The sequence below is a fragment of the Streptomyces sp. CLV115 genome (assembly GCF_038448545.1).
Lineage (GTDB): Bacteria > Actinomycetota > Actinomycetes > Streptomycetales > Streptomycetaceae > Streptomyces > Streptomyces sanglieri.
This window is the reverse complement of sequence record NZ_JBCEWQ010000041.1, coordinates 22,329-45,515: the sequence shown is the minus strand read 5'-3', so window position 1 is coordinate 45,515 and position 23,187 is coordinate 22,329. Positions and strand designations below refer to the sequence as shown.

Below are 23,187 nucleotides of genomic sequence, written 5' to 3'. Positions count from 1 at the left end.
CGCTGTTTAGTTTCTTCATATGACTTCTTCCGCACCTCTGTCGTCCACGGCATCCGGGCCCACGGTGTCCTCGGACCCGTCGGACCGGCGACGCTGGTTCGCACTCGCCATCGTCATGACCGCGGCCTTCATGGACCTGGTCGACGTCACGATCGTCAACATCGCCATCCCGAGCATCCAGGAGGACACCGGCGCCTCGTTCAGCTCGATCCAGTGGATCACCGCCGGCTACGCGCTGGCCTTCGCGGCCGGGCTGATCACCGGCGGCCGGCTGGGTGACATCTACGGCCGCAAGCGGCTGTTCCTCATCGGCATCGGCGGCTTCACGCTGGCCTCCGCGCTCTGCGGCTTCGCCGTGAACCCGGAGATGCTGGTCGCCTCCCGCATCCTCCAGGGCGGCACCGCCGCGCTGATGGTCCCGCAGGTGCTGTCGATCGTGCACGCCACCTTCCCGGCCCACGAGCGCGGCAAGGTCTTCGGCCTCTTCGGTGCGATCGTCGGTCTCGGCGCCGTCTCCGGTCCGCTGCTGGGTGCGCTGCTCACCGAGTGGAACATCGCCGGTCTCGAATGGCGGCCGATCTTCCTGATCAACCTGCCCGTCGGTATCGCCGGACTGCTGCTCGGCCGGAAGTTCATCACCGAGTCCAAGGCTCCGAAGGCGCTCCGGCTCGACCTGATCGGCGTCGTCCTGGTGACGCTGGGCATGCTGATGCTGATCTACCCGCTGACCCGTGGGCGCGAGCTGGGCTGGCCGGTGTGGGGACATGTGTCGATGGGCGGCAGCCTGCTGGTGTTCCTGGCCCTGGTGGTGTTCGAGCAGTCGAAGGCGCGCAAGGACGGCTCGCCGCTGGTCGAACTGTCGCTGTTCCGGGTCAAGAGCTTCGCGGCGGGCATCGCGGTGCAGCTGACCTTCGGCATCGGGCTCGGCATCTTCTTCCTGGTCTGGACGCTCTACATGCAGATGGGCCTCGGCTGGAGCGCGCTCCGGGCCGGCACGACCGGTGTGCCGTTCTCGATCGCGGTCTCGTTCGCCGCCGGGATCTCCGTGCAGAAGCTGGTGCCCCGGTTCGGCCGCAAGGTTCTCCAGGCGGGTGCGGCGCTGATGGTCGCCGGACTGCTGATCTACATCTGGGAGTCCGACCGGTACGGCATGGGCATCACGTCCTGGCAGATGATCCTGCCGCTGGTGGTCATGGGCGTGGGCATGGGCCTGATCGTGGCGCCGCTGACGGACATGGTGCTCTCCGAGGTGCCGAAGGAGCACTCCGGTTCGGCCTCCGGGCTGATCAACACCGTGCAGCAGATGGGCAACGCGCTCGGCCTCGGGCTGGTCGCGGTCGTCTTCTTCGGCTCGATCGACGACCGGCCGGCACCGCCGCAGGTGGGCCCGGCGTTCGCAGAGGCGTTCCAGCACTCGCTGTGGTGGGTGGCCGGGGTGCTCGCGGTGATCTTCCTGGTGATGTTCGCGCTGCCGCTGCGGCCGCGCGGGCGGTGTCCTCGTCGCCGTAGACCTCGCACATGTGGCGGCCGTCCGGCGTGGCCGTGTGCTCGACCTCCCACAGGCTCGTCTCACTGCCGTCGAGAAGCAGGAAGGCGTGCTCGTACAGCGTGAATCCGGCGTCCCGTCCGTCCACCTGGCACTGCCGGCCGAAGACCTGGGTGATGTGGTGGGCGAAGGCGGCACGCAGCAGCCGGGCGGTCTCCTCTCCGGGGCTGTCGCTGTTCTCCGCGCGACGCAGTACGCGGCGGGCGTGGTCGGCGGAGTTGTCCGGGGCGTACATCCGGGGTAGCGGGGCCGGGGGAGCCGCCATCAGGACAGTGAGTATCTCCAGGTCGGCCTGCGGCCCGTCGTCCCCGAACACCGGGACCTCACCGAAACTGCCGGTCAGCCTGGCGGCGGCGACATGGGCATCGGCCTCGTCGTCGTACAGCTCGTGGTGCCTGGGATCGGGCTCCACACGGGAGTGCGGGCCGACCGCGCTCCGCTGGCCTCCGTGCACCAGCTCCCAGAGGGAGAGGGCGGTGCCGTCGGACAGCAGATACGTATGCCGGTAGGTCTCGCGGTGGAGTACGGAACTGTGGTGCGAGGAGTGCAGGGAACTGCTGTGGGCGAGCGCGGTACCGAGTCTCTCGACCGTACTGTCGGGCAGGTCGAAAGAGTTGAGTGCCCGTCGCAGGAGTCGCTCGAGGTGCTGCTCGGTTGTCTCGTACGGATCGCTCAAGGTGCTGTCTCCAGGCCGTTGCCGCGTGTTACTTGCTGCGTGCTTAACGTAGTCCCTGGGTCCGACATCGTGACCGGGGTTCAGGAAAACGTATGGCGCACGCAGATGGTTCCTGGCGGTTCGTCCGAACTTCCTTACCCCGCAGGCGAGTCGGGCCCCGGGGCGCTGCCCGCCGAGGGGCGTGGGGCGGGCGGCGGTATGTCGTAGAGATCGCCGTACGAGAGGTGGCGTCCGCCGCCGGGGCGGCCGTCGACGCCCCGAGCTGCGCGGACGGCCTTCACGATGGCGCGCGCGAGCACATCCGGGCCGGCCGCCAGCAGGTCGTTGAGCGCGATCGGATTCCGCGGATCCAGCGGCCGCTCGCCGGTGGCCAGCGCGAAAACGGTGTCCCCGTCGGTGAGCAGATGTACGGGACGGACGGCGCGCGCCAGCCCGTCGTGCGCCGTACCCGCGAGCTTCTGCGCCTGGGCCCGGGTGAGGTCGGCATCCGTCGCTACGACGGCGAGCGTGGTGTTGAGCGGGGGCCGCGCGTCGGCGTCCCGCACCTCGGCGAGCCGTTGCTCCGCCGCACGGACTGCCTCGGGCGCCGGGTACACCGGCGGTTCGGCGGCGCCGTACTCCCCGTACAGCACCCCGGTACGCGGATCGACCACCGAGCCCGCCGCGTTCACCACGACGAGCGCCGCCACCGTGATCCCGGAGGACAGCAGCAGGCTCGCCGTGCCCACGCCGCCCTTGAGCTGCCCGGCGACCGCGCCCGTACCGGCGCCCACGTTTCCCTCGGAGACCGGCGCCCCCGGCTCTGTGGCCGCCGCGTCCTCCACCGCCGCACGGCCCGTCGAGGCGTCGGGGCGGGCCCGCCAGTCGCCGCCCCGTCCCAGGTCGAAGACGCACGCGGCGGGGACCACCGGCACCACCTGCGCCGGGTCGGGGCCGACCCGCACCCCGCGCCCCTGCTCCTCCAGCCAGGCCATCACCCCGGACGCCGCGTCCAGGCCGTAGGCGCTGCCGCCCGTCAGGACGACGGCGTCGATGCGCTGCACCAGATTGCGCGGATCGAGCGCGTCCGTCTCCCGGGTGCCCGGACCGCCGCCGCGCACGTCGACGGCCGCGACCGCACCGCCCTCGGGGGCGAGGACGACGGTGGTGCCGCTCAACGCGCCCTCGCCCGGCACCTGCGCATGGCCCACGCGCAGCCCCGCGACATCGGTCAGCGCGTCGAGCGGTCCGGCGGAAGGGACTGCCGGCTTCAGGGGCTCCCGGGGCTTCCTGGGCTTCAGGGGTTCTTCCGTCACTGCTTGCTCCTCACCGAGTGCTCCTCACCACGCGCTCCGCACCGAGCGGCCACCCAGCGGGCCACCGGGTGTGCCACGTGCTGATCCGTCGCCGTCCGCCGGCCCGGCCGTCCACGGGTGCGTCCGGCCGTCCGTCGTGCTCACCCGGCCGGGGATCCGGCCGTCCTTCGCGCTTCCCCTCCCCGGGCTTCGGCCGTGCTTCGTGCTCACTCTCCCGGGGTGGGACGCCGGGAGAGCAGCACCCCCACGGCCACGGCGGCCGCGGCGACCAGACCGGCCGCGAACACCGCCCACCCGCCGGCGAACGTGCAGGCCAGGATGGCCAGCGCGGCCACCGGGAGGGCAAGTTGCTCCGCGAGGTCGCGCTTGAAGTGGCGGGCGTGCAGCGTCCACACCGTCAGCAGGAAGAGCGCGGAGGGAATGGTCACCACTGCGGCGGCCACCGTGTCCGAGACATGCGCCTTGCCCACGGCGTGCTCCACCGCCACCTCGATGCCCGCGCCGATGGCGGCCGCGGAACCGAAGATCAGGTAGTGCCCGTATCCCCAGATGAACGCTTCCCTGCTGCCGCGCAGGTAGTCATGGATCGGTACGGCGAAATAGATCCACCAGGCGGAGAAGACGATCAGCAGCCCGCCCGCGGCGATCGGCAGGAGCTCGCCGAGCGCGTCGTGCTCGTCCACCGCCTCCTGGACCGCGACCGTGGCCGCCGCGATCGTCTCGCCCAGCACGATGATCGTGAACAGTCCGTACCGCTCGCCGATGTGGTGCGGATGCCAGCTCGTCGAGCGGTCGCGCTCGGCGATCGCGGGAACGGACATCTCCGCGAGGGCGAGCACGACGAAGGCGGCGGTACGGACCGGGCCCGAGTCGGAGGGCAGGAACAGCATGGCGATCCAGCCCAGTTGCACCACCATGATCCCGACGGCGTACCGCAGCGCCACCCGCCGCTCGGCACCCTCGGTGCAACTCGCGGCGCGCAGCCACTGGCTGGTCAGCGCGAGCCGCATCACCACGTAACCAAGGACGACGACCGTCCAGTCGCCCGCGTCGAAGGCGCGCGGAACCCCGGCGGCAAGGATGAGCACACCGGTGATCTGGACGAGCGTGACGACGCGGTACAGCGGGTCGTCGGTGTCGTAGGCCGAGGCGAACCAGCTGAAGTTGACCCAGGCCCACCAGATCGCGAAGAAGACGGCCGCGTAGCTGCCTACCCCGGTGAGGGTGTGGCCTTCGGCGACGGCGTGCACCAGCCGTGCGCCCGCCTGGGCCACGGCGACCACGAAACACAGATCGAAGAAGAGTTCCAGCGGGGTCGAGGCGCGATGTTTCTCGGTGCGGCTGCGAGCCGTCATTACGGGCATGGGAGCCAGCACACCAGACGGGGAACGGCCCTGCTGAACGGGGCATGCCCCGGATGGGCGATCGGGCTCACCCGGCCGAGCCGTAAATCATGACCAACCGTCGGATACCGCCCTACGGTGACGGGGTGACCGAGCCGCCAGAACCCTCCGACGCAGCCGCGCAGCCCAACCCCGGTGCACACACCGGCTCCGCCGAGGCGTCCGGCCCAGCAGGCCCGGCCGGTCACGGCCCCGCAGGCTCTGCCGGCCCTACCGGCCTCACCGGCCTCACCAATCCCGCAGATCCCACGGGTCTCGCAGGTCCCGCCGGGGCCCGTTCCGTCACCGGTCGGGCGACCGCGGCCGGTGTCATCGTCTCCGTCCTCCTGATCCTCGCGATCGTGCTCGGCAGCCGGCTGCTGGAAAACTTCGACTCCGCCCTTCTCCCGTACGCGGTCGCCACCGTCTTCCTCGCCTTCGGCGTCGCCTACCGCTACACGGTCTGGATCTCCGCCCCCGGCGCCCGACGGCTGTTCGACCAGGGGTGGCGGAGCTTCTTCTCGGTGGCCAACTTCCGCAAGGCGCCCACCGCGCTGCCCCGGATGATCGCCACGTACCTGGGCTTCCAGAAATTCCTCGGTGCCCGCTCGCACGCCCGCTGGGCCGCCCACCAGCTGATCTTCTGGGGCTGCGTCCTCGCCGCGCTGATCACCTTCCCACTGACCTGGGGCTGGTTCACCTTCACCTCCGGCACCGGCTCGGGGCCCGGCTACGAGATGCGTATCTGGGGCTTCAAGATCATCGGATTCGACTCCCTGGACATCCTGGGCTGGCTGATGTTCCACGGCCTGGACATCGCCGCCGTGCTCGTCATCCCCGGCGCCTCGTACTTCCTGTGGCGCCGGATGAAGGACCGCGGCGCCGTCACCGGCCAGCGTTTCGCCTACGACCTGGTCCCGCTGATCGCACTCGTCGTCATCTCCGTGACCGGTCTGCTGCTCACCTTCTCGTCGATCTTCCTGCACGGCGGCGGATACGAGTTCCTGGCGGTCCTCCACATGGTGTCGGTGGTGTTCACCCTCATCTACATCCCGTTCGGGAAGTTCTTCCACATCGTCCAGCGCCCGGCCGCGGTCGGCATGCAGCTGTTCAAATACACCGCCCGGCAGGACCAGGAGGTCTTCGCCTGCCGTCGCTGCGAGGAGCCCATCGACACCGGGCCCTATGTCGAGAACCTCCGCGGCACCATGCGCGACCTCGACCTCGGCTTCGACGAGTGGGCCGAATACTGCCCGCGCTGCAAGCGGGTGCTGCGTGGCAGCGCCTATCTCTCCCAGGTGAAGAAGGGCTACAAGTGACCGCGGATCCGCGTGCGGCCGACCCCGGCAGGGCCGGTTCCCGTACGGCTGTTCCTCTCGACCCCTCCCTCGCTCCGCCCGGCACCCGCGCCTTCCGTGACGCGGGCGGGATCCCCGCCGACCGATGGCGCGCCGACCAGGGCGGCGAGACACTCGTCCCCACCCACTGCTGCTTCTGCGGGGTGCAGTGCGGGATGTATCTGCGCGTCGACCGCGGCGGCAAGGTCTTCGGCGTCGAACCCCGCAACCACGACATCAACCGGATGCGGCTGTGCCCCAAGGGGATCAACGCGTATCAGCAGGTCAACCACCCCGACCGGCTCACCGCACCGCTGATGCGCCGCTCCCGCGACGAGGACTTCCGCGAGGTCTCCTGGGACGAGGCGCTGGACTTCACCGTCGACGAGATCAGGCGCATCCAGCAGCGCCACGGGAACGACGCCTTCGGGCTGCTCGGCGGAGCCAGTCTCTTCTCGGAGAAGACCTATCTGGTCGGTAAATTCGCCCGGGTCGCCCTCAAGTCCCGGCACGTCGACTACAACGGCCGGCTCTGCATGGTCAGCGCCGCGGGTGCCAACAAACTCGCCTTCGGCATCGACCGGGCCGGCAACCCCTTCTCCGACATCCTGCTCACCGACTGCCTGCTGATCGCGGGCTCCAACGTCGGCGAGTGCTTCCCCGTGATGACCCAGTACGTGTGGGGAGCCCGGGACCGCGGCGCGAGCCTGATCGTCGTCGACCCGAGGGAGACCGCGATCGCCCGCACGGCCGACATCCACGTCGCGCTCAAGCCGGGCACCGATTCGGCCTTCTTCAACTCCGTGCTGCACGTGGTGATCGAGGAGGGCCTGACCGACGAGGCATACCTCGCCGCCCACGCCACCGGCTGGGAGGAGGTGAAGGCCAAGGTGGCCGAGTATCCGCCGTACCGGGCCGCCGAGATCTGCGGTGTCCCCGTCGAGCAGATCACCCAGGTCGCCCGGGCCTTCGCCCGCGCCCCCAGGGCCATGGCCTGGCACGCCCGAGGCATCGAGCACCACTCGCAGGGCGTCGAGAACTGCCTCAGCGTGATCAACCTCTGCACCGCCACCGGCCACATCGGCAGGCCCGGGGCCGGCTACGGCACCATCACCGGCCAGGGCAACGGGCAGGGCGGCCGTGAGCACGGGCAGAAATCCGACCTCCTGCCCGGCGGCCGCTCGATCATGAACGAGGAGCACCGCAGACAGATCTGTGAGATCTGGGGCATCGAGGAGTCCGAACTCCCGCCCGCCGGCACCTCGATGATGGAAATGGTCTGGCAGATGCAGCGCCGCGAGATCCGCGGCCTGATCGGCATCTGCAACAACCCCTTCGTCTCCCTCCCCAACTACAGGGTGGTCAAGGAGGGGTACGACGCCACGGAATTCCACGCTCAATTCGACTTCTTCCTTTCCGAGACCGCTGCCAACGCACATGTCGTCTTTCCCGTCACCACCTGGGCCGAGGACGAAGGGGTGATGGCCAACGCCGAGGCCCGGGTGGTCAAGCACAACAAGGCCCAGGACCCGCCGCCCGGTGTACGGACCGACACCTGGGTGATGTGCGAACTCGCCAGACGCCTCGGCGCGGGCGACAAATTCGCCTTCGCCGACTCCCGCGCCGTCTTCGACGAACTGCGGACCGCCTCCGCCGGCACCGTCAACGACTACTACGGCATCACCTACGAACGGCTGGAGGAGACCGGCGGCATCGCCTGGCCCTGCCCCAGCACCGACCACCCCGGCACCCCTCGGCTCTTCGAGGACGGCAGGACCTACCACCCCGACGGCAAGATCCATCTGCAGGTCGTCGAATGGCACCCGCCGATGGACCCCTACGACGACGAGCACCCCATGTCGCTCACCACCGGGCGCACCGTCGCCCACTTCCTCTCCGGCAACCAGACCCGCCGTCTGGGCGCCCTCGTGGAACAGACCCCGCGCCCCTGGGCCGAGCTCCATCCCTCCCACGGCTTCCGCGACGGCGAACCGGTCCGCGTCGTCACCCGGCGCGGCAGCGAGGTCTTCCCCGCACTGGTCACCGAGGCGATCCGCCCCGACACCGTCTTCATCCCGTACCACTGGCCCGTCCCCACCGCGGCCAACGCCCTCACCATCGACGCCCTCGACCCCCGCTCCAAGATCCCCGAGTACAAGGTGTGCGCCTGCCGCATCGAGCACGCCGAGAAGATTGACGACGTCCCCGCACCGCCTGTCGCCCCCGGCCGGGTCAGCTACCCGGAGACCCAGGTCTCCCGGACCGACCCGCTGCCGCCCACGGCCCCCCAGGGGCGTGGCACCTCGGAGAGGAACTGACCGTCCCATGATGGGCAGAACGATCTTCATCGACCCGGGGCGCTGCATCGGCTGCCAGGCCTGCGTCTCCGCCTGCCGGGAATGCGACTCGCACCGCGGCAAGTCGATGATCCACCTCGACTACACCGACGAGGGCCGGTCCGTGGCCTCCCTTCCCACTGTCTGCATGCACTGCGAGGACCCGGTCGCCCCGTGCGCCGAGGTCTGTCCCGCCGACGCGATCCTGGTGACCGCCGACGGTGTGGTGCAGCAGGCCGACACCACCCGCTGCATCGGCTGCGCCAACTGCGTCAACGCCTGCCCCTTCGGCGTCCCGAAGATCGACCTCCAGGCGAAGCTGCAGATGAAATGCAACCTCTGCTACGACCGCACCGCCTACGGCCTCGCCCCCATGTGCGCGACCGTCTGCCCGACCGGGGCGCTGTTCTACGGGACCGTCGAGGAGCTCCAGGCGGAGCGCCCCGGCGTCCAGGTCGCCGACACCTTCAGCTTCGGCCGGAGCGAGGTGCGCACCGGCGTGGCCATGGTCGTTCCCGCTGACCGGATGCAGTGGCCGGTGCCCGGCGGCCTTCCCGTCGTCGAGATCAACGGGAAGGACGTCCGCCGATGAGCGTCACCGAACAGCCGCCCTCCGGCGATCCGCGCGACGCCCTGCACGACCGGATCGCCGCCGACTCCCTGACCACCCGGCGCGACTACCTCCGGATCGTGACGACCGTCTCCGGCGGGCTCGCCGTCGGCGGTCTCGGTGTGGCGGCGGGAATCCTGCCGCGCCACGGCGACCCCGACAACGACAGGACCCCCGCGCCGAGGAGGATCGCCGCCCAGCTCCTGCCCGGTGAGTCCGTCGCCTTCCACTACCCGGACGAGGAGGACAAGGCGGTCGCCGTCCGGCTGGACGACGGCACCCTCGTCGGCTATTCCGCGATCTGCACCCATCTCGCCTGTGCCGTGCTCTGGCGCAAGGACCGGGGTTCCGAGGGCGAGCTGTACTGCCCCTGTCACGAGGGCGTCTTCGACGCCCGTACCGGAGAGGTCACCGCCGGGCCGCCGCCGCGTGCGCTGCCCAAGGTGGTGCTCATCGAACAGGCCGACGGCAGTATCTGGGCCATCGGCACGACGCGCTCGGGCGAGAGCATCGAACAAGGGCTGTGCCGCCGGTTCCGTGCCGACCGCCCGGACCTCGCCTCCCGCATCGGCTGCCCCGCCGTCGAGGGCGGCGGCGCGGAGGGACCTGCGGCCGCTGAGCCGGGGACCGCCCGGACCGGGGCCCGTACCGAGGGCGGTACAAGGGCTCGGACCGAGGCCGATACGAGGGTCCGGGCCGGAGCTGACACTTCTGGCAGGCGGACATGAGCGACGCCCCTCAGCCCTGGAACCCGGAGCCCCCGGAGTACCACCCGGGAAGTGCCCGTCCCGAACTCAACCGGCCGGTCCACGAGCGCTATCCGCAGATCCGCGCCACAAGCGGCTACGGCGACCCCCGGGTCCGCCACACCGGCCCCGGGCCGGGGGCCGGCACCGACCAGGAGCCCGAGCGGTCCTCGAAACTGACGGCCCGGCTGGCCCTCGCCATGACGGTGGTCATCGGCCAGCTCTGGGGGCTGACCGTCATCATCGACGCATGGATGGAGGGCAACACCGGCACGGCCTGGTGGGGCGCCGGCTTCCTGTGCCTGTCGTTCCTCGTCGTTCTCGGGCTGTGGCTGATCGACCCGAAGGACCGCTGACCGCCGCCGTACCCTTGACGTATGAGCACCGCCCCCGCCCCCGGCCCGCGCGATTCGAAGCCCTCCCGGCCGGACCGGCCGAAACCGAAACCGGCTCTGATCTTCGACGATCCGCTGGACCAGCAGTCCGCGGACGATACGGACCAGGGATGGGGCGAGCGGGCCCCGGCCGGTGGCGGCGCCGCCGATCTGGCGCGCTTCCTCGACGAGAAGCCGCCCCACCACATCTGATTCCCCGCCCCGTGGTGGTCCGGTGGCGTTGCCGCCGGTTCTTGCGCTGCGTGTCGTGCTACTCGTCGTGGCCCCGGCCCGGGGTCTTGCCGGTCTCGCCCGCCGGGCCGCCGCGCTGCGAGACGAGGGTGTCGCGGATCTCCTTCAGCACCTCCAGTTCGCTCACCTCCAGCGTCTCCTGCACCCCGTCCTTCGCGGCCTGCATCGCCGCCCGCTTGGCCAGGTACTTGGCCATGGGCAGGACCATGAGGAAGTACACGACGGCTGCCGTGATCAGGAAGCCGAGGGTGGCGCTGAGCACCGAACCCCACAGGATCCGGATGCCCTCGGTCGCCTCGCCCGTCTTCGGGTCCGTGACGCAGGGGCCCTTGAGGCAGGAGCTGTAGGCCTCCAGGTCCTTGGTGCCGAACGCACCGACCAGCGGGTTGATGACTCCTTTGACGATCGAATTCACGATCTGGGTGAACGCGGCACCGATGACGACGGCGACCGCCAGATCGATCACATTGCCGCGCGTCAGGAAGGCTTTGAACCCTTCCAGCAGACTGACCTTTTTCTCGCTCACAGGTGAGCCATCCTTCGCGTGCGCTGTAGGCGGAGCAAACTTCTCCGCAACTTACGGCAGTACGCGTTGAAACCACCCAATTCTCGTGTTTGTTCAGGTGACTTGGTCGATTGCCAGTACGAATCAACACAAGATCACCGCCAGTTGGGACGAGATGCCCGCACCGGCCAGTGCGGTGGCCGTTTCCCGGGGGACAGCCAGCACGATCAGCGCGCCGTCCTGCGCGGAGCCGTCGGAGCCCTGGAAGCCGGCGGAACCCTCGAAGCCCGCGGCACCGTTCGCCGTGGTGTGCGGCACCTCGGTCACCCGCGCGCCCTTCGCCAGTACCCGGGCCCCGGCGCCGGTCCCGCCTCGGGCCTCCCCGGCAGCGATCACGTCGACATGGTCGCCCGGCCGCAATAAGCGCACCGTCCCCGCATCCGCGATCCGGACCGGCGCGGACACCAGCCGGGCCGCTCGCCGGGCCCGCTCCGGCGCCGCCCCCGCCGTACCAACGGCTCCCGCCCCGTACGCGGCATCGCCGCCCGTGCCCGTACCGCCACCGCCCAGTCCGGTGGCGGCGAGTGCGGCGGCCGTCAGGGCCAGCCCGGCCGCGAGGGCGCGACGCTGCCGCCACAATGCCCGCCGCAGCCGGTGCCCACCGCCTCCGCGCACCCGCAGTGGTTCGAACGCGGGCACCCCGCAGGGCGGTGGCGCCGGCGACGGGGACGGCAGCGGCGGGAATGACATGGGGGACGCGGAAGGCGCGGAAGGCGCGGAGAGCGGGGAAGTCGCGGACGATGCGAGCATGGTCGATACCACCTGCTGTGAGGAGTGTGTGGGGAGTTCCGGACGAACACCCCTCACGATCCACCGTCCGCGAGCTTCCCGCTGAAGCCTGTGGACAGCCCCGGAGTTGTGGAAAACTCCGTCACCCGCTCCCCGCTCCCCGCTCAGGCCGCGCAGCGCCCCGTACTTCGGCTCACGCCGCACAGCGCCCTGCCCCGCGGCTCATGCCGCACAGCGCCCCGCCCCGCGGCCCCGCCCCGCTAAGGCAGCTCGATACCCGGCTTCAGCCCGTCCAGCGCGTGCGAACACGGGCAGTCCCGGTCCGCCTCCGCCGGCAGTGCGGCCACCACGTCGAAGAGGACCGAGCGCAGCCGGTCCACGTTGGCCGCGAACACCTTCAGCACGTCCCCGTGCGAGACGCCGTCGCCCGCCTCCGCGCCCGCGTCCAGGTCCGTCACCAGGGTCATCGTCGTGTAGCACAGGCCCAGCTCACGGGCGAGGACGGCCTCCGGGTGCCCGGTCATCCCGACCACCGACCAGCCCATCGCCGCATGCCAGCGCGACTCCGCCCGGGTCGAGAAGCGCGGCCCCTCGACGACCACCAGCGTCCCGCCGTCCACCGGATCCCAGTTCTCCGCGCGGGCCGCAGCCAGGGCCGCCCTGCGCCCCTCGGGGCAGTAGGGATCGGCGAAGCCCAGGTGCAGGACGTTCGGCTCCGCCCCGTCGGCCCGGATCACCCCGTCGTAGTACGTCTGCGTCCGGGCCTTGGTGCGGTCCACCATCTGGTCGGGGACGAGCAGGGTGCCCGGTCCGTACTCCGGGCGCAGACCGCCCACCGCGCACGGGCCGAGTACCTGACGTACGCCGACGGAGCGCAGCGCCCACATGTTGGCCCGGTAGTTGATGCGGTGCGGCGGCAGGTGGTGGCCGCGTCCGTGGCGGGGGAGGAAGGCGACCCGGCGGCCGCCCACCTCGCCGAGGAAGAGGGAGTCGCTCGGCGGTCCGTACGGGGTGTCCACGCGCACCTCCGTGACGTCCTCCAGGAAGGAGTACAAGCCCGAGCCGCCGATGACACCGATCTCTGCGTTCACCATGCGATCACAGTAGCGGCGTGCGAAATACACCTGGATCCCCGCCCTGATACCGGACCCGCGCCCTGCGACTGGACCCGCGCCCTGAGACCGGACGCGCGCCCTGGCGTCGGGATCCCCGCCCTGAGACCGGATCCCCGTCCTGAGACCGGACCCGCGCCCTGGCATCGGGATTCGCGCCCTGAGAACGGGGGATCCGCCGCCCTCGTACCGGCGCGCGCCCGCATCTCCCATGCCCGGAAGCGCCCGAGGCGCCGGAAGTGCCCGGAGCGGCGGAAACGCCCGGAGCCCCGCCGAACGGATCGGCGGGGCTCCCGGGTGGAAGTGCGGTTCGGCTCAGGCGGCCGATGTGCCGCTCGTCGAAGAAGCGGACGACGAGGACGACGTCGAGGAAGAAGAGGAGGCGGAGGACTTCGAGTCGGATCCCGTCGATGCCGACGACGTCGACGAGGAATCGGACGAAGCGGAACCGGAAGCCTTCGCCGAGGACGAGGCCGGCGTGCTGCTCGACGAGGAGCCACGGCTGTCGTTCCGGTAGAAACCGGAACCCTTGAAGACGATGCCGACCGCCGAGAACACCTTCTTCAGGCGTCCATCGCAGCTCGGGCACACGGTGAGGGCGTCATCGGTGAACTTCTGCACCGCCTCAAGGCCCTCGCCACATTCGGTGCACTGGTACTGATAGGTCGGCACTTGCTCCTCCTGGCACTCTGACTCAATGAGTGCTAACGACGCTCCATACTGACGTATTCCGCAGCATCAGTCCACCGTGACCGGCTTCCGGTGACCGATCCCACGTGCCACGGTCCGTCCCGGGGCGGCCGGCACGAGCCTGGAACGCAGCGAAATCAGGGTGATCAGGGCCAGTACGGTCGCCACGAGCGGCACCAGGAAACCGGTGGCGGCACCGTGGGCGTCCGCGAGCCGTCCGGCGACCGTCACGGCCGCCGCCTGGCCGAGCGCGACCGAGCCGGTCAGCCAGGTGAACGCCTCGGTCCGGGCGGACCCCGGCACCAGCGCCTCGACCAGCGTGTAGCCGCTGATCAGGGCCGGGGCGATGGAGAGTCCGACCAGAAGTCCGAGCCCGGCCAGCAACGGCACCGAGTGCACCGCCCACAGTCCGGACGCGGTCACGGTCAGGGCCGCGTACCCGACGATCAGCCGCCGTCGCGGCCCGCTCTTCCAGGCGATGGCACCGCAGGCGATCCCGGCCAGCATGTTGCCGGCCGCGAAGACGCCGTACAGCAGGCCGTTGGCTCCCGGGCGGCCGATCTCCTCGGCGAAGGCGGTCAGCGAGACCTGCATGCCGCCGAAGACCGCGCCGATCCCGAGGAAGGTCACCGCGAGCACCCGAACGCCCGGCACGGACAGGGCCGAGGCATGCCGCTGGGAGGTGCCGGAATCGGCGTTGCGCACCGCGGGCTGGGTGCGGTGCTGTGCGGCGAAGAGCAGCCCGCCGATCAGGGTCAGCGCGGCCTCCGTGATCAGACCGGCCGCCGGGTGCACGCCGGTGCACAGCGCGGTGGCGAGCACCGGGCCGATGACGAAGGTGAACTCGTCCGTCACCGATTCGAAGGCGGCCGCGGTGGACATCAGCGGCGAGGCCTCGCGGCCCGGCGCCGCACCGAGCACCGCCGCCCAGCGGGCCCGCACCATCGGTCCGACCTGCGGAATGGACGCACCCGTCGGCACGGCGGCGACGAACATCGCCCACAGGGGCGCGTCCGCCAGCGCCAGCGCCGTCAGTACCGAGACGGACGCCGCGTGCACCAGGACCCCGGGCAGCAGGACGGCACGCTGACCGAAGCGGTCGGCGAGCTTGCCGGTCTGCGGCGCGAACAGGGCCATGGAGACACCGGTCACGGCGGCGACGGCGCCCGCGCTGCCGTACGAGCCGGTGGTGTGCTGGACCAGGAGCACGATGCCGATGGTCAGCATCGCGAAGGGCTGCCGTGCGGCGAAGCCCGGAAGAAGAAATGTCCACGCACCCGGGGTGCGCAGCAACTGCCCGTATCCGGGGCGGTCGGTGACCGTGGACGCCACGGTCCATGCCTTTCTGCCGCCTGGTGGCCGAGCTCCCGCCGGACGGCCGGCACGGATGGGTGCGGGCTCGTTCGTGCGGTTGCTGCCGAGAGCTGTCCTCTTCGCGCGGAACTGCGGTAGATGCCGGGCGCTCAGCGGAGGCGGAGGACGCCACGACCGCCATACGGTCGCGCCAGCTCTGCGTCAGGCAGAGTTGGTCGTTCGGGTTGGTCGATCGGGTCGACCGGCCCCACGACGGGGGTCGATCGATCCCTTCACGATACAGGCAGGGGGCCTTGTGCACCTGTGAATGTGCGCAAGGCCTCCATCGACGCCTCGGATCGCAAGCACGTACCTCGGATCTCGGACAATCGCGAGAAGCACTCGGACACAGTCGCGAGAAGCACTCGGACACAGTCGCGAGGAGTACTCGTACGGTCACGGGAAGCACTCGTACGGTCACGGGAGGCGCTCGTACGGTGGCGGACGGCAGCCGAACAGTCATGGAAGCACCCGCGGTACGTGCTCTCAGTGGTGGGACTTCGGGCCGCCTCCGCTCGTCTTCCCCAGCCGTTTCACGGCCTTCATCGCATGTGACATGTCGTGCGCCGCATCGTGTGCCGCGTGCGGCCCCGTACGACCCACGTCCGCGGAACCGCCACTGCCTCCGCCGCCGGCCCCCAGCCAGCCCGCGAGCTTGCCGCCCTGGCCGACCGCGTGCAGCCGTTCCTCCGCCGCGTCGCGCACCGGATCGGTGGTGACCACCAGCAGTTCGTCGCCGCGCCGCAGCACGGTGGAGGGCGCGGGGACGAAGCTCTTTCCGTCGCGTACGACGAGGGTGACGGCGGCCCCGGCGGGCAGCCGCAGCTCTCCCACCTCCACGCCGTGCATCTTCGACCGGCCCGGGATCGCGACCGACAGCAGATGGCCGCGCAGCCGCTCCAGCGGCGCCGACTCGATGCCCAGGTCGGCGGTCTCGCCCGGATCGTCGGCGATCTTCAGGGCCTTGGCCAGCCAGGGCAGGGTCGGTCCCTGGATGAGGGTGTAGACGATGACCAGCACGAAGACGATGTTGAAGACCCGGGTGGAGCCCTCGACCCCGGAGACCATCGGGATGGTCGCCAGGATGATGGGCACCGCGCCGCGCAGCCCAGCCCAGGACATGAGTGCCTTCTCCTGCCAGGGCAGCCGGAACGGCGCCAGCGAGATGAAGACCTCCAGCGGACGCGCCACCACGGTCAGCACCAGCCCCACGATGACCGCGGGCCAGAAGTCGTCGAGCAGGTCGTGCGGTGTGACCAGGAGACCGAGCAGTACGAACATGCCGATCTGCGCGATCCAGCCGAGTCCGTCCGCGAAGCCGCGGGTGGCGGGCCAGTGCGGCAGTTTGGCGTTGCCGAGGATCATCGCGGCCAGGTACACGGCGAGGAAGCCACTGCCGTGGACCAGGGCGCCCGCCGCGTACGCGGACACCGCGATGGCCATCACTGCGATCGGGTAGAGACCGGACGCGGGCAGCGCCACATGACGCAGCCCGTACGAGCCGAGCCAGCCGACGGCGATGCCCATGGCGGCGCCGATCGCGAGCTCCAGGGCTATCTCGCCGACCAGTACGTACCAGCTGTCCACCGGCCCCCTGGTGGAGAAGGCGACCACCAGGATCACCACAGGGGCGTCGTTGAAGCCGGACTCGGCCTCCAGTACACCGGTCACCCGGGCCGGCAGCGGCACCTTGCGCAGCACGGAGAAGACCGCGGCGGCGTCCGTCGACGAGACGACCGCGCCGATGATCAGCGACTGCCGCCAGTCCAGACCGACCAGGTAGTGCGCCCCGGCCGCCGTGACACCCACGCTGATCGCGACGCCGACCAGCGAGAGCATCACCGCGGCCGGCAGTGCCGGTTTGATCTCTTTCCACTTCGTGCCGAGGCCGCCCTCGGCGAGGATCACGACCAGTGCGGCATAGCCGATGACCTGGGTCAGTTCCGCGTTGTTGAACTTGACGTCGAAGAAGCCGTCCTGCCCTATGGCGATCCCGATGCCCAGGTACAGGAGCAGGCTGGGGAGCCCGCTGCGCGAGGAGACACGCACCGCCGCCACCGCGACGAGCAGTACGAGTGAGCAGACGAGCAGGAGTTCGTTGAGCGTGTGGACAGACAGTGGCCGTTCCTTCCCTGCGTACGCCTGCCGAGTCGAACGTGTCGATCTGATCGGACGGTTCGATCTGATCGGGCGGCCCGACCGGTTCGACCGGATCACCCCTCGGCATCGGCCGTTGGCGGCCGGTACTTCGTTACCTTACCTAATCTTTAACGTTTTCTTGATGCCTTCGAGCATTCGTACGATCGCTACGCAATTCGAATCATCCCGATACCGCGTCAGAGCCGTCCCGGCGCTGCGCCTATGGTTGCTCCTGCACTCCCAGGACCACCTGCCCCTCGAAGGACAGCGATGCCCGCCAACACAACCGCCTCTTCCGGTTCCACCGGCACCACCGGTTCCGCCGGTGCGAAGACCGGCAGGAAGAAGGGGCGACGTGCCCGCCTGATCGTGATCGTGCTGGTGCTGGCGCTCGTCGCGGGTATCGGATACGGGGCGTTCTGGTCCGTATCCACCGTGCGGGCCTCGTACCCGCAGACGACGGGGTCGACGAAGCTCGACGGCCTCGACGGGAACGTGGACGTCAAGCGTGACAGTTACGGAATCCCGCAGCTGTACGCCGACACGGACGCCGACCTCTTCCGCGCCCAGGGCTTCGTCCAGGCGCAGGACCGCTTCTGGGAGATGGACGTCCGCCGTCACATGACGGCCGGCCGGCTCTCCGAGATGTTCGGCTCGGGACAGGTCGAGACGGATTCCTTCCTGCGCACGCTGGGCTGGCGCAAGGTCGCGCAGGAGGAGTACGACAACGTCCTGTCCGAGGAGACCAAGAAGAACCTCCAGGCGTACGCGGACGGCGTGAACGCCTACCTCAAGGGGCGTGACGGCAAGGACATCTCCGTCGAGTACGCGGCCCTCGGCTTCACCAACGACTACAAGCCGACCGAGTGGACCCCGGTCGACTCGGTCGCCTGGCTCAAGGCCATGGCCTGGGACCTGCGCGGCAACATGCAGGACGAGATCGACCGTTCGCTGATGGCCAGCAGGCTCGACGCGAAGCAGATCGAGGACCTCTACCCGCCGTACCCGTACGAGAAGCACCGCCCGATCGTCGACCAGGGTGCGGTCTCCCCGGTCACCGGGAAGTTCGACCCGGACGCGACCCCGTCCGACAACATCGGCTCGGACACCGCGCAGGGCGCCACCGAGGGCCTGAACACCCAGCTCTCCTCGCTCTCCGACACCCTCGACCAGATCCCGGCGCTGCTCGGCCCGAACGGCAACGGCATCGGGTCCAACTCCTGGGTGGTCTCCGGCGACTACACGACGACCGGCAAGCCGCTGCTCGCCAACGACCCGCACCTGGCGCCGCAGCTGCCCTCGCTCTGGTACCAGATGGGCCTGCACTGCCGCGAGATCAGCGCGAAGTGCCAGTACGACACCGCGGGCTACACCTTCTCCGGCATGCCCGGCGTGATAATCGGCCACAACCAGGACATCGCCTGGGGCTTCACCAACCTCGGCGCCGACGTCACCGACCTCTTCCTGGAGAAGGTCTCCGGCGACGGCTACCTGTACGACGGCAAGGTCAAGCCCTTCACGGTCCGCGACGAGGTCATCAAGGTGGCGGGCGGCAAGGACCGGACGATCACCATCCGCGAGACCAACAACGGCCCGCTGGTCTCCGACCGCAGCAGCGAGATGGAGAAGGTCGGCCAGAAGGCCCCCGTCACCAACGCGGCCCCGGACCGGGCCGACGGCTACGCGGTCGCCCTGAAGTGGACCGCGCTGGAGCCGGGCAAGTCCATGGACGCCGTCTTCGAGCTGAACCGGGCCAAGGACTTCAAGACCTTCCGGGCGGCGGCCGAGCACTTCGAGGTTCCCTCGCAGAACCTGATCTACGCCGACACCGAGGGACACATCGGCTACCAGGCACCCGGGAAGATCCCGGTCCGCCTCAAGGGCGACGGCACGATGCCCAGCCCCGGCTGGTCCTCGAAGTACGGCTGGGAGAAGGACCCGATCCCCTTCGACGAGCTGCCCTACGAGTACGACCCGAAGCGCGGCTACATCGTCACCGCCAACCAGGCCGTCGTCGACGAGAAGAAGTACCCGCACCTGCTGACCAAGGACTGGGGCTACGGCAGCCGCAGCCAGCGGATCGACGACCTCGTCCAGTCGAAGATCAAGGGCGGCGGGAAGATCTCGACCGAAGACATGCAGAAGATGCAGATGGACAACACCAGCGAGATCGCCGCGCTGCTGGTGCCCGAGCTGATGAAGATCAACATCTCGGACAAGAGCGTCCGCGAGGCGCAGAAGCTCCTGGAGGGCTGGGACTACACCCAGGAGTCCGACTCGGCCGCGGCCGCGTACTTCAACGCGGTCTGGCGCAACATCCTCAAGCTGGCCTTCGGCAACAAGCTGCCCAAGGAGCTGCGGGTCGAGGGCGAGTGCCTCAACGTGCCCAGGGCCGGCGGTTCGGGTCCGGTGGACGAGCAGCACAGGCTGGTGCGCGAGTGCGGCCAGCGTGCCGCGGACTCCGCCCAGCCCGACGGCGGCGACCGCTGGTACCAGGTGGTCGCCGAGCTGATGGACGACCGGAACAGCGACTGGTGGAAGGCGCCGAAGAGCGGCCGGGACGAGGCGACGGACAACCGCGACCAGCTCTTCGCCCGTGCCATGGAGGACGCCCGCTGGGAGCTGACCGCCAAGCTCGGCAAGGACATCAGCACCTGGAGCTGGGGCCGGCTGCACCAGCTGACCCTGAAGAACCAGACCCTCGGCACCGAGGGCCCCGGCCTGCTCCAGCGGGCGCTCAACCGCGGCCCGTGGAACCTGGGCGGCGGCGAGGCCGCGGTGAACGCCACCGGCTGGAACGCGGCGGGCGGCTACGAGGTCGTCTGGGTTCCCTCGATGCGGATGGTGGTCAACGTGGGGGACTGGGACAAGTCCCGCTGGATCAACCTCACCGGCGCCTCCGGGCACGCGTTCAGCGCGCACTACACCGACCAGACCGACAAGTGGGTCAACGGTGAACTGCTCGACTGGTCCTTCGGCACCAACGCCGTCGGCAAGTCGACCACCGACACCCTGACCCTCAAGCCATAGGGCGAGAGCCCTGGGGCCTCTCGTCCGGATCACGCCGGGCTCGCGTAATCCGAACGAAGGACCCTAGCGGCTCGTCCGGCGGCTCGCCGCCGGTGTCACCACCACATCGACGGGGTGGTCGTGCGGTTCCTCCGGGACCTGCGCGACCACCTCGTCGTCGTACAGCAGGACGATCAGCGCCGGACGCGCGCCCGCCGCAGCGAGCCGCGCCAGCACCCGGTCGTAGCTGCCGCCGCCGCGGCCGAGCCGCATGCCCCGGGCGTCCACCGCGAGCCCCGGCAGCAGGACCGCGTCGGCCTCCAGCACGGCTTCGCGGCCCAGTGGCTCCCCGTCCGGCTCCAGCAGCCCGCGGCCGGCCCGGACGAGACGGCCGGGCCCTTCGTACGGCGCCCAGTCCAGATCGTTGTCCGCGAGGAGCACCGGCAGCAGCACCCGCACCCCGCGGGCGCGCAGCGCGTCCAGCAGCGTGCGGGTGCCGGGCTCGGTGCCCACCGAGACGTACGCGGCGACGGTACGGGCCCCGGACAACTCCGGAAGAGACAATGCGTTCCGGGACAGAACCGCATCGGCGTTCTCCACGTCTTCCCTGGTCAGAAGGCGTCGCGCGGCCAGCAGTTCACGTCGGAGCAGCGCTTTTCGGGACATCTCTGTGCTCACTGGGCACCCCAGATCTCTCACATGTGCGTATAGGCGTACAAAGTTAACCGGAGCCTCATCTTCCTCACATACGCACCAGTTATGGTTCTGCGCATGACTCAGTCGCACCCCAGGATCAGCAAGGCTGTCATTCCGGCCGCGGGACTCGGTACCCGCTTCCTGCCGGCCACCAAAGCCACTCCCAAGGAGATGCTGCCTGTGGTCGACAAGCCCGCGATCCAGTACGTCGTCGAGGAAGCGGTGACCGCCGGACTCTCCGACGTACTGATGATCACCGGCCGCAACAAGCGCCCGCTGGAAGACCACTTCGACCGCAATTACGAGCTGGAGTCCGCGCTCACCCGCAAGGGAGACGCCGAACGCCTCAAGAAGGTCCAGGAGTCGAGCGACCTGGCCACCATGCACTACGTCCGCCAGGGCGACCCGCGCGGCCTCGGCCACGCCGTGCTGTGCGCCGCACCGCACGTGGGGGACCAGCCGTTCGCGGTGCTTCTCGGCGACGACCTGATCGACCCGCGCGACCCGCTGCTGGCCCGCATGGTCGAGATCCAGGAGCGCGAGGGCGGCAGCGTGATCGCGCTGATGGAGGTCGCGCCGGAGCAGATCCACCAGTACGGCTGCGCCGCCGTCGAGCCCACCGCCGAGGGCGACGTGGTGCGCATCACCGGCCTCGTCGAGAAGCCCGACGCGGCCGAGGCGCCCAGCAACCTCGCCATCATCGGCCGATACGTACTGGACCCCGCCGTCTTCGGGATACTGCGCAGGACCGAGCCCGGCCGCGGCGGCGAGATCCAGCTCACCGACGCCCTCCAGCTCCTCGCCGAGGACGAGAAGGCGGGCGGCCCGGTGCACGGCGTCGTCTTCAAGGGCCGCCGCTATGACACCGGTGACCGTAGCGATTACCTCCGTGCCATTGTCAGACTCGCGTGCGAACGTGAAGACCTGGGCCCGGACTTCAAGACCTGGCTCCGCAGTTACGTCACTGAGGAGATGTAGCACCTTGAGCAGCACGATCTGGTCGGTGGACGAGCACCTGGACGACATTCTCGGCGCGGTGCGACCGCTCGAACCCATCGAGCTGCAACTGCACGACGCCCAGGGCTGCGTCCTGGTCGAGGACGTCGTGGTGGAGATCGCCCTGCCGCCCTTCGACAACAGCTCGATGGACGGGTACGCGGTCCGGGTCGCCGATGTCGAGGGCGCCGACGAGGAGTTCCCCGCGGTGCTCACCGTCATCGGTGACGTCGCGGCGGGCAGCGACGGACTGGCCGGCGACCGGAGCCTCGGCCCCGGCGAGGCCGCCCGGATCATGACCGGTGCACCGCTGCCGGCCGGTGCGGAGGCCGTGGTCCCGGTCGAGTGGACCGACGGCGGTACGGGCGGCGGCCCCGCCGACACCATGCGCTCCCTGCGGGAGGACCCGGAAGGGGCGGGCGGCGAGGTCCGGGTGCACCGCCCGGTCGAGGCCCGCGCCCATGTCAGGGCCCGCGGCAGCGACGTGAAGCCGGGTGATCTGGCGCTGCGCGCGGGGTCGGTGATCGGTCCGCCGCAGATCGGCCTGCTCGCCGCGATCGGCCGCTCGACGGTGAAGGTGCGGCCCCGGCCGCGCGTCGTCGTCATCTCCACCGGCAGCGAGCTGGTCCAGCCCGGCGAGGAGCTGACCGGCGGCCGGATCTACGACTCGAACAGCTTCGCGCTCACGGCCGCGGCCAAGGACGCCGGAGCGATCGCCTACCGGGTCGGCGCCGTCACCGACGACGCCGACACGCTCCGCGCCACCATCGAGGACCAGCTGATCCGGGCCGACATCGTGGTCACCACCGGAGGCGTCAGCGTCGGCGCGTACGACGTCGTCAAGGAGGCGCTGTCCTCGGTGGGCGACGAGGACGAGCCGGGCAGCGGCATCGACTTCCGCAAGCTCGCCATGCAGCCGGGCAAGCCGCAGGGCTTCGGCTCGATCGGCCCCGACCACACCCCGCTGCTGGCGCTGCCGGGCAACCCCGTCTCGTCGTACATCTCCTTCGAGCTGTTCGTACGGCCCGCGATCCGCGCCCTGATGGGCCTCAAGGAAGTGAACCGCCCCACCGTCCGGGCCGTGCTCGAAGCCGACAAGGCGCTTTCCTCGCCGTCCGGCAGGCGCCAGTTCCTGCGCGGTACGTACGACGCGGAGGCCGGCACGGTCACCCCCGTCGGCGGTTCCGGATCACATCTGATCGCCGCCCTCGCCCAGTCGGACGCGCTCATCGTGCTGCCCGAGGACGTCACCTCCGCCGAGCCCGGCACGGACACCGAGGTGATCCTGCTCCGCTGATCCGGGGGCGGTGGCGGTACGGTGTCTGGCGCTGTGCCTTCCCGGGG

Annotated in this window: 19 protein-coding genes and 1 pseudogene; 10 read left to right on the top strand and 10 right to left on the bottom strand. The window is 70.1% G+C overall.

Annotated features, from left to right (window positions below):
- Nucleotides 1-19 precede the first annotated feature (19 nt).
- The gene (locus AADR41_RS16820; RefSeq protein WP_342282208.1) at nt 20-1,612 is read left to right on the top strand and encodes an MFS transporter; all 1,593 of its coding nucleotides are present in this window, start codon (nt 20-22) and stop codon (nt 1,610-1,612) included.
- Here AADR41_RS16820 and AADR41_RS16815 read toward each other — a convergent pair.
- The 3 genes and pseudogenes from AADR41_RS16815 to AADR41_RS16805 all read right to left on the bottom strand — a co-directional run.
- A pseudogene (locus AADR41_RS16815) lies at nt 1,533-2,222 on the bottom strand (DUF6227 family protein); the annotation flags it as partial. The gene AADR41_RS16820 and the pseudogene AADR41_RS16815 overlap by 80 nt on opposite strands.
- A gap of 134 nt (nt 2,223-2,356) precedes the next feature.
- Nucleotides 2,357-3,475, bottom strand: coding sequence for a P1 family peptidase (locus AADR41_RS16810; protein ID WP_342282220.1), 1,119 nt, complete (start codon nt 3,473-3,475; stop codon nt 2,357-2,359).
- Between the two features lie 248 nt (nt 3,476-3,723).
- Nucleotides 3,724-4,881 (bottom strand): low temperature requirement protein A, encoded by a 1,158-nt coding sequence (locus AADR41_RS16805; RefSeq protein ID WP_446751059.1) that lies wholly within the window; start codon nt 4,879-4,881, stop codon nt 3,724-3,726.
- A gap of 125 nt (nt 4,882-5,006) precedes the next feature.
- Here AADR41_RS16805 and AADR41_RS16800 point away from each other — a divergent pair, with 125 nt between their 5' ends.
- Genes AADR41_RS16800 through AADR41_RS16775 form a run of 6 tightly spaced genes read left to right on the top strand, consistent with a single transcriptional unit; the run spans nt 5,007 to nt 10,515 of the window.
- Nucleotides 5,007-6,218: an MFS transporter gene (locus AADR41_RS16800; RefSeq protein ID WP_342282206.1), complete on the top strand. Its 1,212-nt coding sequence runs from the start codon at nt 5,007-5,009 to the stop codon at nt 6,216-6,218.
- The gene (locus AADR41_RS16795) at nt 6,215-8,554 is read left to right on the top strand and encodes a molybdopterin oxidoreductase family protein (protein ID WP_342282205.1); all 2,340 of its coding nucleotides are present in this window, start codon (nt 6,215-6,217) and stop codon (nt 8,552-8,554) included. Before AADR41_RS16800 ends, AADR41_RS16795 begins: the two co-directional genes overlap by 4 nt.
- A 7-nt stretch (nt 8,555-8,561) precedes the next feature.
- A complete protein-coding gene (locus tag AADR41_RS16790; protein WP_259928467.1) occupies nt 8,562-9,164 on the top strand; it encodes a 4Fe-4S dicluster domain-containing protein in 603 nt (200 codons plus the stop codon).
- Complete coding sequence (locus tag AADR41_RS16785) at nt 9,161-9,910, top strand: QcrA and Rieske domain-containing protein (RefSeq protein WP_342282204.1); 750 nt, start codon at nt 9,161-9,163, stop codon at nt 9,908-9,910. The genes AADR41_RS16790 and AADR41_RS16785 overlap by 4 nt, the downstream gene beginning before the upstream one ends.
- Nucleotides 9,907-10,284, top strand: a complete 378-nt coding sequence (locus AADR41_RS16780; RefSeq protein ID WP_342282203.1) for a hypothetical protein — start codon at nt 9,907-9,909, stop codon at nt 10,282-10,284. Before AADR41_RS16785 ends, AADR41_RS16780 begins: the two co-directional genes overlap by 4 nt.
- A 21-nt stretch (nt 10,285-10,305) precedes the next feature.
- The gene (locus tag AADR41_RS16775; protein ID WP_342282202.1) at nt 10,306-10,515 is read left to right on the top strand and encodes a hypothetical protein; all 210 of its coding nucleotides are present in this window, start codon (nt 10,306-10,308) and stop codon (nt 10,513-10,515) included.
- Between the two features lie 58 nt (nt 10,516-10,573).
- Here the strand turns inward: AADR41_RS16775 and AADR41_RS16770 are convergent, their stop codons facing one another.
- The 6 genes from AADR41_RS16770 to AADR41_RS16745 all read right to left on the bottom strand — a co-directional run bounded on the left by AADR41_RS16770 (nt 10,574) and on the right by AADR41_RS16745 (nt 17,061).
- Nucleotides 10,574-11,080: a large conductance mechanosensitive channel protein MscL gene (locus tag AADR41_RS16770; protein ID WP_342282201.1), complete on the bottom strand. Its 507-nt coding sequence runs from the start codon at nt 11,078-11,080 to the stop codon at nt 10,574-10,576.
- Nucleotides 11,081-11,203: 123 nt separating this feature from the next.
- The gene (locus AADR41_RS16765) at nt 11,204-11,809 is read right to left on the bottom strand and encodes an RcpC/CpaB family pilus assembly protein (protein WP_342282200.1); all 606 of its coding nucleotides are present in this window, start codon (nt 11,807-11,809) and stop codon (nt 11,204-11,206) included.
- A 299-nt stretch (nt 11,810-12,108) separates the two neighbouring features.
- Nucleotides 12,109-12,942, bottom strand: coding sequence for an S-methyl-5'-thioadenosine phosphorylase (locus AADR41_RS16760; RefSeq protein WP_342282199.1), 834 nt, complete (start codon nt 12,940-12,942; stop codon nt 12,109-12,111).
- Nucleotides 12,943-13,275: 333 nt separating this feature from the next.
- Nucleotides 13,276-13,632, bottom strand: coding sequence for an FmdB family zinc ribbon protein (locus tag AADR41_RS16755; protein ID WP_342282198.1), 357 nt, complete (start codon nt 13,630-13,632; stop codon nt 13,276-13,278).
- A gap of 66 nt (nt 13,633-13,698) precedes the next feature.
- On the bottom strand, nt 13,699-14,982 hold the full coding sequence (locus tag AADR41_RS16750) for an MFS transporter (RefSeq protein ID WP_342282197.1): 1,284 nt from the start codon (nt 14,980-14,982) through the stop codon (nt 13,699-13,701).
- 507 nt (nt 14,983-15,489) lie between these two features.
- A complete protein-coding gene (locus AADR41_RS16745) occupies nt 15,490-17,061 on the bottom strand; it encodes a potassium/proton antiporter (RefSeq protein WP_342282196.1) in 1,572 nt (523 codons plus the stop codon).
- 351 nt (nt 17,062-17,412) lie between these two features.
- On the opposite strand from AADR41_RS16745, the gene AADR41_RS16740 reads away from it, so the two are divergent.
- On the top strand, nt 17,413-20,172 hold the full coding sequence (locus AADR41_RS16740) for a penicillin acylase family protein (RefSeq protein ID WP_342282195.1): 2,760 nt from the start codon (nt 17,413-17,415) through the stop codon (nt 20,170-20,172).
- Between the two features lie 63 nt (nt 20,173-20,235).
- On the opposite strand, the gene AADR41_RS16735 is transcribed toward AADR41_RS16740, so the two are convergent.
- Entirely contained in the window at nt 20,236-20,817 is a 582-nt protein-coding gene (locus AADR41_RS16735; protein WP_342282194.1) for a 5-formyltetrahydrofolate cyclo-ligase, read from the bottom strand.
- Nucleotides 20,818-20,922: 105 nt separating this feature from the next.
- Between AADR41_RS16735 and galU the strand changes: the two genes are divergently transcribed.
- Both galU and glp read left to right on the top strand, forming a co-directional pair.
- Nucleotides 20,923-21,825 carry a UTP--glucose-1-phosphate uridylyltransferase GalU gene (gene galU / locus AADR41_RS16730; RefSeq protein WP_124722841.1) on the top strand — a complete coding sequence of 301 codons (903 nt, stop codon included), beginning with the start codon at nt 20,923-20,925 and terminating at the stop codon, nt 21,823-21,825.
- Between the two features lie 4 nt (nt 21,826-21,829).
- Complete coding sequence (gene glp / locus AADR41_RS16725) at nt 21,830-23,140, top strand: molybdotransferase-like divisome protein Glp (RefSeq protein WP_342282193.1); 1,311 nt, start codon at nt 21,830-21,832, stop codon at nt 23,138-23,140.
- Nucleotides 23,141-23,187: the final 47 nt, after the last annotated feature.

Excerpts from the sequence above, each read along its gene's own strand:
- galU (WP_124722841.1), top strand. The coding sequence starts at position 20,923 with ATGACTCAGTCGCACCCCAGGATCAGCAAGGCTGTCATTCCGGCCGCG.
- AADR41_RS16820 (WP_342282208.1), top strand. The coding sequence starts at position 20 with ATGACTTCTTCCGCACCTCTGTCGTCCACGGCATCCGGGCCCACGGTG.
- AADR41_RS16805 (WP_446751059.1), bottom strand. The coding sequence starts at position 4,881 with ATGCCCGTAATGACGGCTCGCAGCCGCACCGAGAAACATCGCGCCTCG.
- AADR41_RS16760 (WP_342282199.1), bottom strand. The coding sequence starts at position 12,942 with ATGGTGAACGCAGAGATCGGTGTCATCGGCGGCTCGGGCTTGTACTCC.
- AADR41_RS16790 (WP_259928467.1), top strand. The coding sequence starts at position 8,562 with ATGATGGGCAGAACGATCTTCATCGACCCGGGGCGCTGCATCGGCTGC.
- AADR41_RS16780 (WP_342282203.1), top strand. The coding sequence starts at position 9,907 with ATGAGCGACGCCCCTCAGCCCTGGAACCCGGAGCCCCCGGAGTACCAC.
- AADR41_RS16735 (WP_342282194.1), bottom strand. The coding sequence starts at position 20,817 with ATGTCCCGAAAAGCGCTGCTCCGACGTGAACTGCTGGCCGCGCGACGC.
- AADR41_RS16740 (WP_342282195.1), top strand. The coding sequence starts at position 17,413 with ATGCCCGCCAACACAACCGCCTCTTCCGGTTCCACCGGCACCACCGGT.
- AADR41_RS16775 (WP_342282202.1), top strand. The coding sequence starts at position 10,306 with ATGAGCACCGCCCCCGCCCCCGGCCCGCGCGATTCGAAGCCCTCCCGG.
- AADR41_RS16765 (WP_342282200.1), bottom strand. The coding sequence starts at position 11,809 with ATGTCATTCCCGCCGCTGCCGTCCCCGTCGCCGGCGCCACCGCCCTGC.
- AADR41_RS16785 (WP_342282204.1), top strand. The coding sequence starts at position 9,161 with ATGAGCGTCACCGAACAGCCGCCCTCCGGCGATCCGCGCGACGCCCTG.